Source organism: Ancylobacter terrae, from assembly GCF_045108345.1.
Classification (GTDB): Bacteria; Pseudomonadota; Alphaproteobacteria; order Rhizobiales; family Xanthobacteraceae; genus Ancylobacter.
The window spans coordinates 23,714-37,403 of record NZ_JBJGXH010000001.1 but is presented as its reverse complement, the minus strand read 5'-3'; the positions used below and the strand labels follow the sequence as shown (position 1 = coordinate 37,403).

The 13,690-nt window shown below is 67.9% G+C and carries 12 protein-coding genes; 7 read left to right on the top strand and 5 right to left on the bottom strand.

Going from position 1 to position 13,690, the window contains the following annotated elements:
- Positions 1–201 precede the first annotated feature (201 nt).
- The 7 genes from gcl (at position 202) to sucD (ending at position 8,062) form a co-directional block, all read left to right on the top strand.
- Positions 202–1,968, top strand: coding sequence for a glyoxylate carboligase (gene gcl / locus ACEUEL_RS00170; RefSeq protein ID WP_405700922.1), 1,767 nt, complete (start codon positions 202–204; stop codon positions 1,966–1,968).
- Positions 1,969–2,095: 127 nt separating this feature from the next.
- The gene (gene otnI, locus ACEUEL_RS00165; protein ID WP_405700919.1) at positions 2,096–2,875 is read left to right on the top strand and encodes a 2-oxo-tetronate isomerase; all 780 of its coding nucleotides are present in this window, start codon (positions 2,096–2,098) and stop codon (positions 2,873–2,875) included.
- Between the two features lie 50 nt (positions 2,876–2,925).
- Positions 2,926–3,822 carry a 2-hydroxy-3-oxopropionate reductase gene (locus ACEUEL_RS00160; RefSeq protein ID WP_405700917.1) on the top strand — a complete coding sequence of 299 codons (897 nt, stop codon included), beginning with the start codon at positions 2,926–2,928 and terminating at the stop codon, positions 3,820–3,822.
- Positions 3,823–4,095: 273 nt separating this feature from the next.
- Positions 4,096–5,073 carry a 2-dehydropantoate 2-reductase gene (locus ACEUEL_RS00155; RefSeq protein WP_405700916.1) on the top strand — a complete coding sequence of 326 codons (978 nt, stop codon included), beginning with the start codon at positions 4,096–4,098 and terminating at the stop codon, positions 5,071–5,073.
- An 8-nt stretch (positions 5,074–5,081) separates the two neighbouring features.
- Positions 5,082–5,855 (top strand): fumarylacetoacetate hydrolase family protein, encoded by a 774-nt coding sequence (locus ACEUEL_RS00150; RefSeq protein ID WP_405700915.1) that lies wholly within the window; start codon positions 5,082–5,084, stop codon positions 5,853–5,855.
- 108 nt (positions 5,856–5,963) lie between these two features.
- The gene (sucC, locus tag ACEUEL_RS00145; RefSeq protein WP_405700913.1) at positions 5,964–7,166 is read left to right on the top strand and encodes an ADP-forming succinate--CoA ligase subunit beta; all 1,203 of its coding nucleotides are present in this window, start codon (positions 5,964–5,966) and stop codon (positions 7,164–7,166) included.
- Positions 7,166–8,062 carry a succinate--CoA ligase subunit alpha gene (gene sucD / locus ACEUEL_RS00140; protein WP_405700911.1) on the top strand — a complete coding sequence of 299 codons (897 nt, stop codon included), beginning with the start codon at positions 7,166–7,168 and terminating at the stop codon, positions 8,060–8,062. Before sucC ends, sucD begins: the two co-directional genes overlap by 1 nt.
- An 83-nt stretch (positions 8,063–8,145) precedes the next feature.
- On the opposite strand, the gene ACEUEL_RS00135 is transcribed toward sucD, so the two are convergent.
- The 5 genes from ACEUEL_RS00135 to ACEUEL_RS00115 all read right to left on the bottom strand — a co-directional run bounded on the left by ACEUEL_RS00135 (position 8,146) and on the right by ACEUEL_RS00115 (position 13,682).
- Positions 8,146–8,277, bottom strand: a complete 132-nt coding sequence (locus tag ACEUEL_RS00135) for a hypothetical protein (RefSeq protein WP_405700908.1) — start codon at positions 8,275–8,277, stop codon at positions 8,146–8,148.
- A 125-nt stretch (positions 8,278–8,402) separates the two neighbouring features.
- The gene (locus ACEUEL_RS00130) at positions 8,403–8,870 is read right to left on the bottom strand and encodes a CBS domain-containing protein (protein ID WP_405700907.1); all 468 of its coding nucleotides are present in this window, start codon (positions 8,868–8,870) and stop codon (positions 8,403–8,405) included.
- A gap of 233 nt (positions 8,871–9,103) precedes the next feature.
- Positions 9,104–9,361, bottom strand: coding sequence for a glycine zipper domain-containing protein (locus tag ACEUEL_RS00125; RefSeq protein WP_405700904.1), 258 nt, complete (start codon positions 9,359–9,361; stop codon positions 9,104–9,106).
- Positions 9,362–9,555: 194 nt separating this feature from the next.
- On the bottom strand, positions 9,556–12,597 hold the full coding sequence (locus tag ACEUEL_RS00120; protein WP_405706480.1) for an efflux RND transporter permease subunit: 3,042 nt from the start codon (positions 12,595–12,597) through the stop codon (positions 9,556–9,558).
- Positions 12,597–13,682, bottom strand: coding sequence for an efflux RND transporter periplasmic adaptor subunit (locus ACEUEL_RS00115; protein WP_405706477.1), 1,086 nt, complete (start codon positions 13,680–13,682; stop codon positions 12,597–12,599). The genes ACEUEL_RS00120 and ACEUEL_RS00115 overlap by 1 nt, the downstream gene beginning before the upstream one ends.
- Between the last annotated feature and the right edge of the window lie 8 nt (positions 13,683–13,690).

Here is a 13,690-nt window from a genome sequence, read left to right as displayed (position 1 = left end):
ATTGCGGAAATATCGGGTGCATGGCATGGTCCCCTCACTTCGGGAAATCATCCCGCCCTGCGGGAAGACACGCGCGGGCGCCGGTTGTCGGTCGTCTTCGCCCTCCCCTGATCTGGTGCCGCAACGCGCCACGGAAGTCCCGACGATCGCCGGCCGCGGTCGGCGGCGGCCCGGGAACGAGCGCGACTAGGAGGAACAACCATGGCCAAGATGCGTGCCGTCGATGCGGCGATCCGGGTTCTCGAGAAGGAAGGCGTGACCACCGCGTTCGGTGTGCCGGGCGCCGCCATCAACCCGCTTTATTCCGCGATGCGCGCGCACGGGAAGATGCGCCATGTCCTCGCCCGCCACGTCGAGGCCGCCTCGCACATGGCCGAGGGCTACACGCGTGCCAAGGCCGGCAATATCGGCGTGTGCATCGGCACCTCCGGCCCGGCCGGCACCGACATGATCACCGGCCTCTATTCGGCCGCCGCCGATTCGATCCCGATCCTGTGCATCACCGGCCAGGCCCCGCGCGCGCGGCTCTACAAGGAAGACTTCCAGGCGATCGACATCGAGTCGATCGCCAAGCCGGTCGCCAAGTGGGCCGTCATGGTGCGCGAGCCGGCGCTGGTCCCGATGGTGTTCCAGCAGGCGTTCCACGTCATGCGCTCGGGCCGTCCGGGCCCGGTGCTGATCGACCTGCCGATCGACGTCCAGCTCGCCGAGATCGAGTTCGACGAGGACACCTACGCGCCCCTCGCCGTCTACAAGCCGACCGCCACCCGCAAGCAGGCGGAGAAGGCGATCGAGATGCTGAACGCAGCCGAGCGCCCGCTCATCGTCTCCGGCGGCGGCGTGATCAATGCCGACGCTTCCGACAAGCTGGTTGAGTTCGCCGAACTGACCGGCGTGCCGGTGATCCCCACCCTGATGGGCTGGGGCACCATCCCGGACGACCACGATCTGATGGCCGGCATGTGCGGCCTGCAGACCTCGCACCGCTACGGCAACGCCAGCCTGCTCGCGTCCGACTTCGTGTTCGGCATCGGCAACCGCTGGGCCAACCGCCACACCGGCTCGGTCGACGTCTATACGAAGGGCCGCAAGTTCATCCATGTCGACATCGAGCCGACCCAGATCGGCCGCGTCTTCGGCCCCGATCTCGGCATCGTCTCCGACGCCGGCGCCGCGCTCGACCTCTTCATCGCGGTGGCGAAGGAATACAAGGCGGCCGGCAAGCTGAAGGACCGCTCGGCCTGGGCCAAGGAATGCCTCGCCCGCAAGAAGACCATGCTGCGCAAGACGCATTTCGACAACGTGCCGCTGAAGCCACAGCGCGTCTATGAGGAGATGAACGAGGCGTTCGGGCGCAACACCCGCTACGTCTCGACCATCGGCCTCAGCCAGATCGCCGGCGCGCAGATGCTGCACGTCTACGAGCCGCGCAACTGGATCAACTGCGGCCAGGCCGGCCCGCTCGGCTGGACGCTCCCCGCCGCCCTTGGCGTGCGCGCCGCCGATCCGGACGCCGAGATCGTGGCGCTGTCGGGCGATTACGACTTCCAGTTCCTCATCGAGGAACTGGCGGTCGGCGCCCAGCACAAGCTGCCCTACATCCATGTCGTCGTGAACAACTCCTATCTCGGCCTGATCCGTCAGGCCCAGCGCGGCTTCAACATGGACTTCGAGGTCTCGCTCGCCTTCGACAACATCAATGCCGAGGAGAATGCCGGTTACGGCGTCGACCACGTCGCGGTGGCCGAAGGCCTCGGCTGCAAGGCGGTGCGGGTTTCCTCGCCCAACGAGTTCAAGGATGCGTTCGTCAAGGCCAAGGCCCTGATGGCCGAGCACCAGGTGCCGGTGGTCATGGAATTCATCCTGGAGCGCGTGACCAATATCGCGATGGGCGTCGAGATCGACGCGGTGAACGAGTTCGAGGAGGTCCTCGACCTTCCGCTGGAAGCGGCGAAGGAACCGGCGTAAGCCGCAGCCGGCTCCGGTCATCGCCGGGTCGCCCGCGCGCGCCAGACTGGCGCCGTTGGCACCCGCGGGCCGGAGCCTCTTCCCTCATGGGGTCCACATCGCGTTTCACTGTTTGAAGGAGCGGTCCATGCCGCGTTTCGCCGCCAATCTGACGATGCTTTTCAACGAGGTGCCCTTCCTCGACCGGTTCGAGAAGGCCGCCGAGGCCGGCTTCGCCGGTGTCGAGTATCTGTTTCCCTATGATTTCACCGCGGACGAGCTCGCCGCGAAGCTGAAGGCGAACGGCCTCACCCAGGTGCTGCACAACCTGCCGGCCGGCAACTGGGGCGCCGGCGAGCGCGGCATCGCCATCCTGCCCGACCGCGTCGACGAGTTCCGCGCCGGCGTCGACAAGGCGATCGCCTATGCGACCACGCTCGGCTGCCCGCAGGTCAACATCCTCGCCGGCATCGCGCCCGCCGGTGTCGCCCGCGAGACGCTGCACAAGACCTTCATCGAGAACCTGAAGTTCGCCGCGCCGAAGATCAAGGACGCCGGCCTCAAGCTGCTGATCGAGCCGATCAACACCCGCGACATCCCGGGCTTCTTCCTGAACTACACCAAGCAGGCCAAGGCGATCATCGAGGAAGTCGGCTCCGACAACCTCTTCATCCAGTACGACATCTACCACATGCAGATCATGGAGGGCGATCTCGCCCGCACCATCGAGGCGAACCTGCCCCAGATCGCGCATATCCAGCTCGCCGACAATCCCGGCCGCAACGAGCCGGGCACGGGCGAGATCAACTACGCCTTCCTGTTCCGCCATCTCGACGCCATCGGCTATACCGGCTGGGTCGGCTGCGAATACAAGCCGAAGGGCGAGACGGCCGCCGGCCTCGGCTGGATCAAGGCGCTCGCCTCCTGACTCCCGACGGGGTCGACAAGCACGAATCCAGGAAAGCACGAGGAAAGAACATGGCGAAGGTAGGTTTTGTCGGTCTCGGCATCATGGGCGCGCCGATGGCGGGCCACCTCATCGATGCGGGGCACCAGCTTTATCTCTACGACATCAAGCCGGTGCCGGCGGAGCTGAGCGGCAAGGGCGGCGTCGCCTGCGCGAGCGGCACGGAAGTCGCCAAGAACGCCGACATCATCATCATCATGGTGCCGGATACCCCCCATGTCGGCGCCGCGCTGTTCGGTGATAACGGCATCGCCGCCGGCCTGTCGGCGGGCAAGATCGTCGTCGACATGTCGTCGATCGCGCCGGTCGAGACCAAGGAATACGCCAAGAAGGTCAACGCCCTCGGCTGCGACTACCTCGACGCTCCCGTCTCCGGCGGCGAGGTCGGCGCCAAGGCGGCCTCGCTCACCATCATGGTCGGCGGCCCCGAGAAGGCCTTCGAGACGGTGAAGCCGCTGTTCGAGAAGATGGGCAAGAACATCACCCTCGTCGGCGGCAATGGCGACGGCCAGACCACCAAGGTGGCCAACCAGATCATCGTCGCGCTGACCATCGAGGCGGTCGGCGAGGCGCTGCTGTTCGCGTCCAAGGCGGGTGCCGATCCGGCCAAGGTGCGCCAGGCGCTGATGGGCGGCTTTGCCAATTCGCGCATCCTCGAAGTGCATGGCGAGCGGATGGTGAAGCGCACCTTCAACCCGGGCTTCCGCATCGAGCTGCACCAGAAGGACCTGAACCTCGCGCTGAACGGCGCCCGCCAGCTCGGCGTCGCGCTGCCGGCGACCGCCCTTGCCCAGCAGCTGTTCAGCGCCTGCGCCGCCAGCGGCGGCGCGGCCTGGGATCACTCGGCGATGGTCAAGGCGCTCGAAATGCTGGCGAACCACACCGTGGCGCCCGACACCGACGCCTGAGCGCGATCGGACCTGCGATCGCGCCGCCGCCGGTGGCAACCGGCGGCGGCGCGTGGCTCCTTCCATCCCCTTGATGGAAAAGGAGTTTCAGAGCCAGGCGTCCGGCTCTCCCCGAGCCGCCCGGCACCTCCGGCGAGGCGCGACGTTTGATCGCGGCCCCGTGATCGCCCTTGACGCCAAGGGCGTTCCGCCGGATCATTTGGCATACAAAATACCAATAGTGCGCCCAAAGGGTTCCGCCGGAACCCCGGAGGCCGCGAAAGGGGGAGCACCATGAAGGTCTGCATTTACGGCGCCGGCGCGATCGGCGGTTATGTCGGTGTTCAGCTGAAGCGGGCTGGCGTGGATGTCAGCCTCATCGCCCGCGGCGCCCATCTCGACGCCATGAAGGCCAACGGCCTCAAGCTGCTGATCGACGGCGAGGAGCGGGTCGAGCACATTCCCTGCACCGACGACCCGGCCGAACTCGGCCCTCAGGATTATGTCATCGTCGCGCTGAAGGGCCATCAGGTGCCCGGCGTGGTCGACAAGATGCAGCCCCTGCTCGGCAACGACACCGCCGTCGTCACCGCCGTGAACGGCGTGCCCTACTGGTACTATTACAAGCACGGCGACCATCTCGAGGGACGCACCCTTGAGTCGATCGATCCCGGCGCCAAGCAGTGGACCGGCCTGCGCCCCGAGCGCGCCATCGGCTGCATCGTCTATCCGGCGACCGAAGTGGTCGCGCCGGGCGTGATCAAGCATGTCTACGGCGACAAGTTCCCGCTTGGCGAGCCCTCGGGCGAAATCACCGAGCGCGCCACCAAGCTCTCCGAGGCCTTCGCCGCCGGCAACATGCGCGCGCCGGTGCTGCCGAACATCCGCGACGAGCTGTGGCTGAAGCTGTGGGGCAACCTCTGCTTCAACCCGATCAGCGCCCTCACCCACGCCACCCTCGACACCATCGCCTCCGATCCCGGCACCCGCGCCGTCGCCAAGGCGATGATGCTGGAAGCGCAGGAGATCGCCGTGCAGTCGGGCGTCAATTTCCGCGTCGGCGTCGAGCGGCGCATCGACGGCGCGGGCGCGGTCGGCGCGCACAAGACCTCGATGCTGCAGGATCTGGAGCGCTCCCGCGCCATGGAAATCGATCCGCTGGTGACGGTGGTGCAGGAGATGGGCCGCATGGCCGGCATTCCCACCCCGACCATCGACGTCGTGCTCTCGCTGGTCCGCCAGCGCGCGCAGATCGCCGGCTGCTACAACTGAGGCGCGTCATGGCTCACTGGATTCGCTTCAGCCGCGCCGGCGAGACCGGTTTCGGCACGCTCGATGGCGCCGTCGTCTCGGTGCATGCGGGTGACATGTTCGCCGGCGCCACCCCGACCGGCGAGAAGATCGCGCTTGCCGACGTCGCCCTGCTGGCCCCGACGCAGCCGTCCAAGGTGATCGCGCTGTGGAACAATTTCCACGCGCTGGCGGCGAAGATCAATTCGCCGGTGCCGGCCGACCCGCTCTATCTGCTCAAGGCCGGCTCCTGCATCACCTCGCCGGGGGCCGAAGTGCGGCGCCCGGCCAGCTATGCCGGCAAGGTGGTCTATGAAGGTGAGCTCGGCATCGTGATCGGCAAGACGGCGACCAACGTCTCCGAAGCCGACGCGCCCGCGCATATCTTCGGCTACACCTGCGTGAACGACATCACCGCCGCCGACATCATCAACAAGGACCCGACCTTCGCGCAGTGGGTGCGGGCCAAGAGCTTCGACGGCTTCGGACCGTTCGGGCCGGCGGTGGTGACCGGCCTCGACCCGGCCACGCTCACCGTGCGCACCGTGCTGAACGGCGACGAACGCCAGCGCTATCCGATCAGCGACATGGTGTTTTCCGCCGCCCAGCTGGTCAGCCGCATCTCGCACGACATGACCCTCAACCCCGGCGACATCATCTGCTGCGGCACCTCGATCGGGGTCGGCACGATGAAAGAGCCGTCCAACCGGGTGGAGATCGTGATCGAGGGGATCGGCACGCTCAGCAACACTTTCGTGCAGTAGCGCGTTGGCGCGTCAGCGCCTATAGGGGAATAGGAAACGCCGATCGACGGGAGATCATGGGTGCGCCCATGCCCTCCCGATCCGCTTGGCTGTGGAGGAGCGGGACTGATGAATATCCATGAGTATCAGGCAAAGGGGGTGCTCCGCGAATTCGGAGTTCCGGTGCCGAACGGTGTGGCTATCCTCGATGCGGCCGAGGCGGATGCTGCGGCTGCGAAGATCGCCGGCCCGGTGTGGGTGGTGAAGAGCCAGATCCACGCCGGCGGGCGCGGCAAGGGCAAGTTCAAGGAAGCCGACGCCGGCGAGAAGGGCGGCGTGCGCGTCGTCAAGTCCGCCGCGGACGCGGCCGCCAACGCCAAGCAGATCCTCGGCAAGACGCTGGTGACGATCCAGACCGGCCCGGCCGGCAAGCAGGTCAACCGCGTCTACATCGAGGAAGGCTCCGACATCGACAAGGAGTTCTACCTCTCCGCCCTCGTCGACCGCGCCACCTCGCGCGTCGCCTTCGTCGTCTCGACCGAAGGCGGCATGGACATCGAGGAGGTCGCGCATTCGACCCCCGAGAAGATCCACACCTTCGCGATCGACCCGGCCACCGGCGTGATGCCCCATCACGGCCGCACCGTCGCCAAGGCGCTCGGCCTCTCCGGCAACCTCGCCAAGCAGGCCGAGGCGCTGGTGACCAAGCTCTATGCCGCCTTCGTCGGCAAGGACATGGCGATGCTCGAGATCAACCCCCTGGTGGTCACCAAGGGCGGCGACCTCAAGTGCCTCGACGCCAAGATCTCGTTCGATTCCAACTCGCTCTACCGGCACCCCGACGTCGTCGCCCTGCGCGACGAGACCGAAGAGGACGCCAAGGAGATCGAGGCGTCCAAGTATGACCTCGCCTATATCGCCCTCGACGGCACCATCGGCTGCATGGTCAACGGCGCCGGTCTCGCCATGGCGACGCTGGACATCATCAAGCTCTACGGCGAGAGCCCGGCCAACTTCCTCGACGTCGGCGGCGGCGCCACGGAGGAGAAGGTGACGGCGGCGTTCAAGATCATCACCGCCGACCCGCAGGTGAAGGGCATCCTCGTCAACATCTTCGGCGGCATCATGAAGTGCGACGTCATCGCCCGCGGCGTGCTCGCGGCGGTGAAGGCGGTCGGCCTGCAGGTCCCGCTCGTCGTGCGCCTCGAAGGCACCAATGTCGAGGAAGGCAAGAAGATCATCCGCGAGAGCGGGCTCAACGTCATCCCGGCGGACGATCTCGACGACGCCGCCCAGAAGATCGTCAAGGCCGTGAAGAAGGAGGCCGCGTGATGTCGGTTCTGCTGACCAAGGACACCAAGATCATCACCCAGGGCTTCACCGGCAAGAACGGCACCTTCCACTCCGAGCAGGCGCTGGCCTATGGCTCGAAGGTGGTCGGCGGCACCTCGCCGGGCAAGGGTGGCTCCACCCATCTCGGCCTGCCGGTGTTCGACACCGTCGCCGAGGCGCGCGAGAAGACCGGCGCCGACGCCTCGGTCATCTATGTTCCGCCCCCGGGCGCGGCCGACGCCATCTGTGAGGCGATCGCGGCGGAAATCCCGCTCATCGTCTGCATCACCGAGGGCATCCCGGTGCTCGACATGGTGAAGGTACGCCGCGCGCTCGACGGCTCGAAGTCGCGCCTCGTCGGCCCGAACTGCCCCGGCATCGTCACCGCCGGCGAATCGAAGATCGGCATCATGCCGGCCAACATCTTCAAGAAGGGCTCGGTCGGTGTCGTCTCGCGCTCGGGCACGCTGACCTATGAGGCGGTGTTCCAGACCACGCAGGAAGGCCTCGGCCAGACCACCGCGGTCGGCATCGGCGGCGACCCGGTCAAGGGCACCGAGTTCATCGACGTGCTGGAACTCTTCCTCGCCGACGACGCCACCGAATCCATCGTGATGATCGGCGAGATCGGCGGCTCGGCGGAAGAAGATGCCGCGCAGTTCCTCAAGGACGAAGCGAGGCGCGGCCGCAAGAAGCCGATGGTGGGCTTCATCGCCGGCCGCACCGCCCCTCCCGGCCGCCGCATGGGCCATGCCGGCGCCATCATCTCCGGCGGCAAGGGCGGCGCGGAAGACAAGATCGCGGCGATGGAAGAGGCCGGCGTCGTGGTCTCCCCCTCCCCGGCGCGTCTCGGCAAGACCCTCGTCGATGTGCTGAACAAGCGCGTCGCCGCCTGATCAGGCGGGCGCCGCCTCGTCGCGCGCATAGTCGCACCGAAAAACACCCCGTATCGTCGATACGGGGTGTTTTTATATCCGCTTCAGATGACCAGCGCCTCGGGCGGCAGGACGATGGCGTCGTCCATCTCCGAGAGCGTGCCGATCATCAGCACGGTGATCCAGCCATGGGCGAGGAGGATCGCCGACAGCACGGGAAGAACCTGATCCCACATGACCCGCTCCGCGTTGTGTTGCGATGCAGCATATGCGCGAGCGTCTGGGCTTTGGTATATCTAATACCAACTGACCCTCATGCACTCAGCGCATGGCTGTCAGGCGGTTCGTATCGCGCGGTGCTTCAGGCCGCCTGATGGTTCGGGGCGCCAGCCTGTCCCGCGGCGCTCCTCCCCCATCCGGCGGCCTCGCGGGCCAGCCGGACGTCATGGGCGATGATGTCGCGGATGCTGAGCACGCCGACCAGCTGATGCTCGTCGACCACCGGCAGGTGCCGGACGTGGCGCGAATCCATGATTTCGCGCACGCGGTCGATCGGATCGTCCATCGCGCAGGTGATGGTGTTGCGGGACATCACCTCCGCCACCGGCATCCTCAGCGCCAGGACGCCCCGCTCGGCAATGGCGCGCACGATATCGCGCTCGGAGAAGATCCCGACGAGCGTCTCGCCTTCGGTGCTGCAGGAATCCTTCACCACCACCGCGCCGATCCGCTCGCGGTTGAGCAACGTCGCCGCCATCTCCAGCGTCTCCGTCATGCGGATGGTGACGACGCGGGAGCCTTTTGATTTCAACAGGTCCGACACGAACATGGCGTCCTCCCCGAGCCGGGTTCATCCGGCTGCGTTGCCAGAAGGAGAGCGCTGCATCGACATCGAATCAGGTCAGGACGGAACTCGTGACGCGCTCCCCGGCGGCGCCGCGAAAATAGGCGGCCCGCATCCTTGGATAGCATAGTGGACACCAACGAGGCGGAGCGTCAATTCAATCCCGTGTGGGCTGGGCGGGCGCGGCGAACCGGTCAGGCTCCCGCGCCCGCAGGCCATCAGCAGCGCACGCGGATCGGGTTGCCCCAGCGGTCGCGCGACCAGCAATCGCGCGGCGAGGTCGCCGCGCCGATCACCGCGCCGGTGCCCGCGCCGATCGCCGCGCCCGCCAGCGCGCCGGAGCCGCCGCCGGCCGCCCCGCCGATGATCGCCCCGGCGCCGCCGCCGATGAGCGCGCCCGTGCCGGCACGGCGCTCGGTCGTGGTGCAGCCCGCCGCCATCAGGGCGACGAGGGAGAGAATGACGATGCGAGACATGCTGGGTGCTCCCTTTTACTGGTCTCGTTACACGAATAGTGGCAGGCCGGTCCGGCGCCGCAGGCACCGTCTCCCGGCACGCTAGGCTGCGCCGGGTGGACGGCAGATGAACGGCGGCATGATTACCCCCCTTCCGGGAACGCGGTCGGCGGCAAAAGGTTCAACGCCCGGCGAATATCGGCGCCGGCCGAACCTCAAGCCGCCGGCGCCTTCGTCTCGGGGCTGACGGCGAGGTAGAGCGCCGGCAGGAAGATCAGCGTCAGCAGGGTCGCGACCAGAAGGCCGCCCATGATGGCGAAGGCCATCGGCCCCCAGAACACGGTCGGCGCGATCGGGATCATGCCGAGCACGGTCGACACCGCCGTCAACATGATCGGCCGGAAGCGGGTGACGGAGGCGTCGGTGACCGCCTCGCGCACGCTCTTGCCCTCCGCGCGCTCGGCCTCGATCTGGCCGATCAGGATCACCGCATTCTTGATGATCATGCCGAGCAGCGCGAGAATACCGAGGATAGCGACGAAGCCGAGCGGGCGCCCGGACAGCAGCAGCGCCAGCACCACGCCGATCAGCCCCAGCGGGCCGACGCTGAGCACGAGGAACAGCAGCCGGAAGCTGCGCAGCTCGATCATCAGCACGGTGAGCATGATCAGCAGCATGACCGGCACCACCGCCGCGACCGAGGCCTGCGACTTCGCGCTCTCCTCGACCGAGCCGCCGATGGCGACATGGTAGCCGGCCGGCAGCGTCTTGGTGAACGCCTCGATCTTCGGCGTCAGCTCGGCCACCGCGCTGGCCGGAAGCGAGCCCGCCTGGATGTCGGCGAGGACGGTCAGCGTCGGCACGCGGTCGCGCCGCCACACCAGCGGATAGACCTGCTCGTACTCGAAGCTCGCGAACTGGCTGAGCGGCACAGTGCGCCCGCCCGCCACCGGCACCTGTACGTTGCGCAGCGTGTCGAGCGAGACGCGCTGCTCGTCGGTGGCGCGCAGCACCACGTCGACGAGGTAGATGTCGTCGCGCACCTGCGTCACCGCCGCGCCCGAGATCATGGTGTTGAGCACGCCGGAGATCGCCTGCGAGGACAGGCCGAGCAACCGCGCTTGGTCCTGGTCGACCTTGATCCGCACCTCGCGCGCCGGCTCCATCCACTCGTAGCCGACCTCGGTGATCAGCGGCGCCGACGCCACCACTTCCGCGAGCTTCAGCGAGATGTCCCGCACCTGCCCGATATCGGGTCCGCTGACCCGGTATTGCACCGGCCAGCCCACCGGCGGGCCGAGCTCGAGCGGCGAGACGCGCCCGACCACGCTCGGAAACTCCTCGGCCAGCAGCTTGACCAGCTTCGCGCGGAGCCGCTCGCGCGCCTCGACATCCTTGGCGACCACCACCGCCTGGGCGAAGAAGTCGTTCGGCATCTGCACGTCGAGCGGCAGGTAGAAGCGGATCGCCCCGCGCCCGACATAGGTGCTCCAGCGCGCGACGTCGGGATCGCCGGTCAGGGCCGCGTCGAGCCGCTTGGCCGCCGTTTCGGTGGCGTAGATCGAGGCGTTCTGCGGCAGGCTGAGATCGACGAGAAGCTCTGGCCGGTCGGAGGACGGGAAGAACTGCTGCGGGATCAGCGGCAGCGCGACGATGGCGGCGGCGAAGGCGGCGAGCGTCACCGGGATGGTGACCCAGCGCGCCGTCAGCGCACCCGAGAGGAAACGGCGATAGGTGCGCTCGACGAAGCCCGGTCCCTTCTGGCTCCCCGCCGCCGGCGGCTTCAGGATCAGCATGCCGATGATCGGCACGAACAACACCGCGACGAACCACGACACGATCAGCGCGATCGTCACCACCGCGAACAGGGTGAAGGTGTATTCGCCGGCCGAGCTCGCCGCGAAGCCCACCGGCACGAAGCCGGCGATGGTCACCAGCGTGCCGGCCAGCATGGCGAAGGCATAGGCCTTGAAGGCATAGACGGCGGCGATCTCCTTGCGCTCGCCGAGCGCCAGCCGGCTCACCGTCGCGTCGGTCGTCGTCATCGCGTCGTCGACCATCAGGGCGAGGGCGATGATCAGCGCGCCGAGCGAGATACGCTGCATGTCGATGTCGACCACCTCCATCACCGCGAAGACGATGGCCAGCGTCAGCGGGATGGCGAAGGCGACGATGAGCCCCGGGCGCACGCCGAGCGCGATGAAGCTCACCGCGAGGATGATGGCGACCGCCTGCCACAGCGATTCCATGAACTCGCCGATGGCGCCGTCGACCGTCACCGCCTGGTCGGCGACGAGATGGGGCTCGATGCCGAGCGGCAATTCGGCGGTGATCCCGGCCATCGCCTGCTGGATGTTGCGGCCGAGCGCGAGGATGTCGCCGCCCTCCCGCATCGAGATGGCGAGGCCGATGGCCGGCTCGCCGTTCACCCGGAACATGGGCTGGGGCGGGTCGGCGAAACCGCGGCGCACCGTGGCGATGTCGGCGAGGCGCAGCATCCGCCCGCCCACCGCGAAATTGATGTTGGCGATATCGCGCTCGGAGCCGAAGGCGCCGGTGACCTGAAGCGACAGCTTTTCGTTGCCGGTCTGGATGATGCCCGACGGCTGCACGACGTTCTGCGTCTGCAGCGCCGCCACCAGCGCCGAGCGGTCGATGCCGAGATTGGCGAGCTCCTGCATCGAGAACTCGACGAAGATGCGCTCGTCCTGCGCGCCGAGGATCTCGATCTTCGCGACATCCGGCACGTGCAGCAGCCTGTCGCGCGCATTCTCCACCGCATCGCGCAGCTCGCGATGGGAGAAGCCGTCGGCGGTGAAGCCGTAGATCAGCCCGAAGGTGTCGCCGAACTCGTCGTTGAAGAACGGGCCGACCACCCCCTGGGGCAGCGTGCCCCGCATGTCACCGATGCTCTTGCGGACGTGGTACCAGATGTCCGGCACCTCGCGGGCGGTGGTGCTGCCCTTCAGGTTGACGAAGATCGTGGTCCGCCCGGCGGTCGTGAAGCTGCGCAGGAAATCGAGCTGCGGCGTTTCCTGCAGCGTGCGCTCCAGCCGCTCGGTGACCTGCTGGATGGTGTCCTCGACGCTGGCGCCCGGCCAGGCCGCGCCCACCACCATGGTCTTGATGACGAAGGAGGGGTCCTCGTCGCGGCCGAGGCTGAAGAAGGCCATCACCCCCGCGCAGACGGCGATGATCATCAGGTAGACGACGAGCGAGCGCTCGCGGATCGCCCAGGCGGAGAGGTTGAAATTCATCACGACCCCGATCCGAGCAGCCGCACCTTCTGGCCCGGGTGCAGCGCCTGCACGCCGGCGGTGACCACGAGCTCGCCGGTATCGAGCCCGGACGCGACGGCGACGCTCGCGGCGCCGAACCGGGCCACCTCGATGTTGCGGAGCGCGACGGTGTTGTTGGCGGGATCCACCACCCACACGGCCGGCTTGTCGTTGAAGGCGGTGAGCGCGGAGGCCGGCACCTCGATGACCGGATCGTTCTCGAGCCGGATCTGGCCGTTGACGGTCGAGCCGAGCCGCATCGCCGCCGGCGGGTTGTCGAGGCCGACGCGCACGCGGAAGGTCCGCGTCACCGGATCGGCCTGCGGCGCCACCTCGCGCACCCGCCCCGTCGCGGTCACCGAGGCGTTGTCGGTGAGGACGACGGTGACGATCGGATCGGACGGCGCGGCGCGCAGGATCGCCGCGGGAACGTCGAATACCGCGTCTCGCCCGCCCTCGCGGGCGAGCTGCACGATGGTTTGCCCCGCCTGCACGACCTCGCCGGGCTCGGCCCCGCGCGCGGTGACGACGCCGGGGGCGTCGGCGACGAGTTCCGTGTAGGAGAGGTTGTCGGTGGCGATCTTCAGGTTCGCCTCGGCATCGTCCACCGCCGACTGCGCCGCCTGAAGGCCGGAGCGGGCGGCATCGTGATTGGCCCGCGTGGTGAAGCCGTTGCCGAGCAGCCGGTCCTGCCGGTCGAAGGTGTTCTCGGCGGTCACGAGCTGGCTCTCGGCGGCGGCCAGCGCCGCCCGCGCCGAGCGTAGCGCGTTCTGCGCGTTCTGCGGATCGAGACGGGCCACCACCTGCCCCGCCGTCACCGTGTCCCCGACATTGACCGAGCGTTCGATCATGCGGCCGGAGACGCGGAAGGCGAGGGAGACGTCGTCCTTCGCCTGGATGTCGCCGGTGAGCGTCACCAGCTGGCCGCCGTCGAGCTTGGCGACGGTGGCGGTGCGCACCGGGCGGGGCTGGTGCGCCACGGCCTCCTCCTCGCGCCCGCAGGCGCCGAGCAGCAGCGCCGCCGCGCCGACCGCCAGCAGGCCGACCGCCCGTCGCCGGCGAATCGCGATCG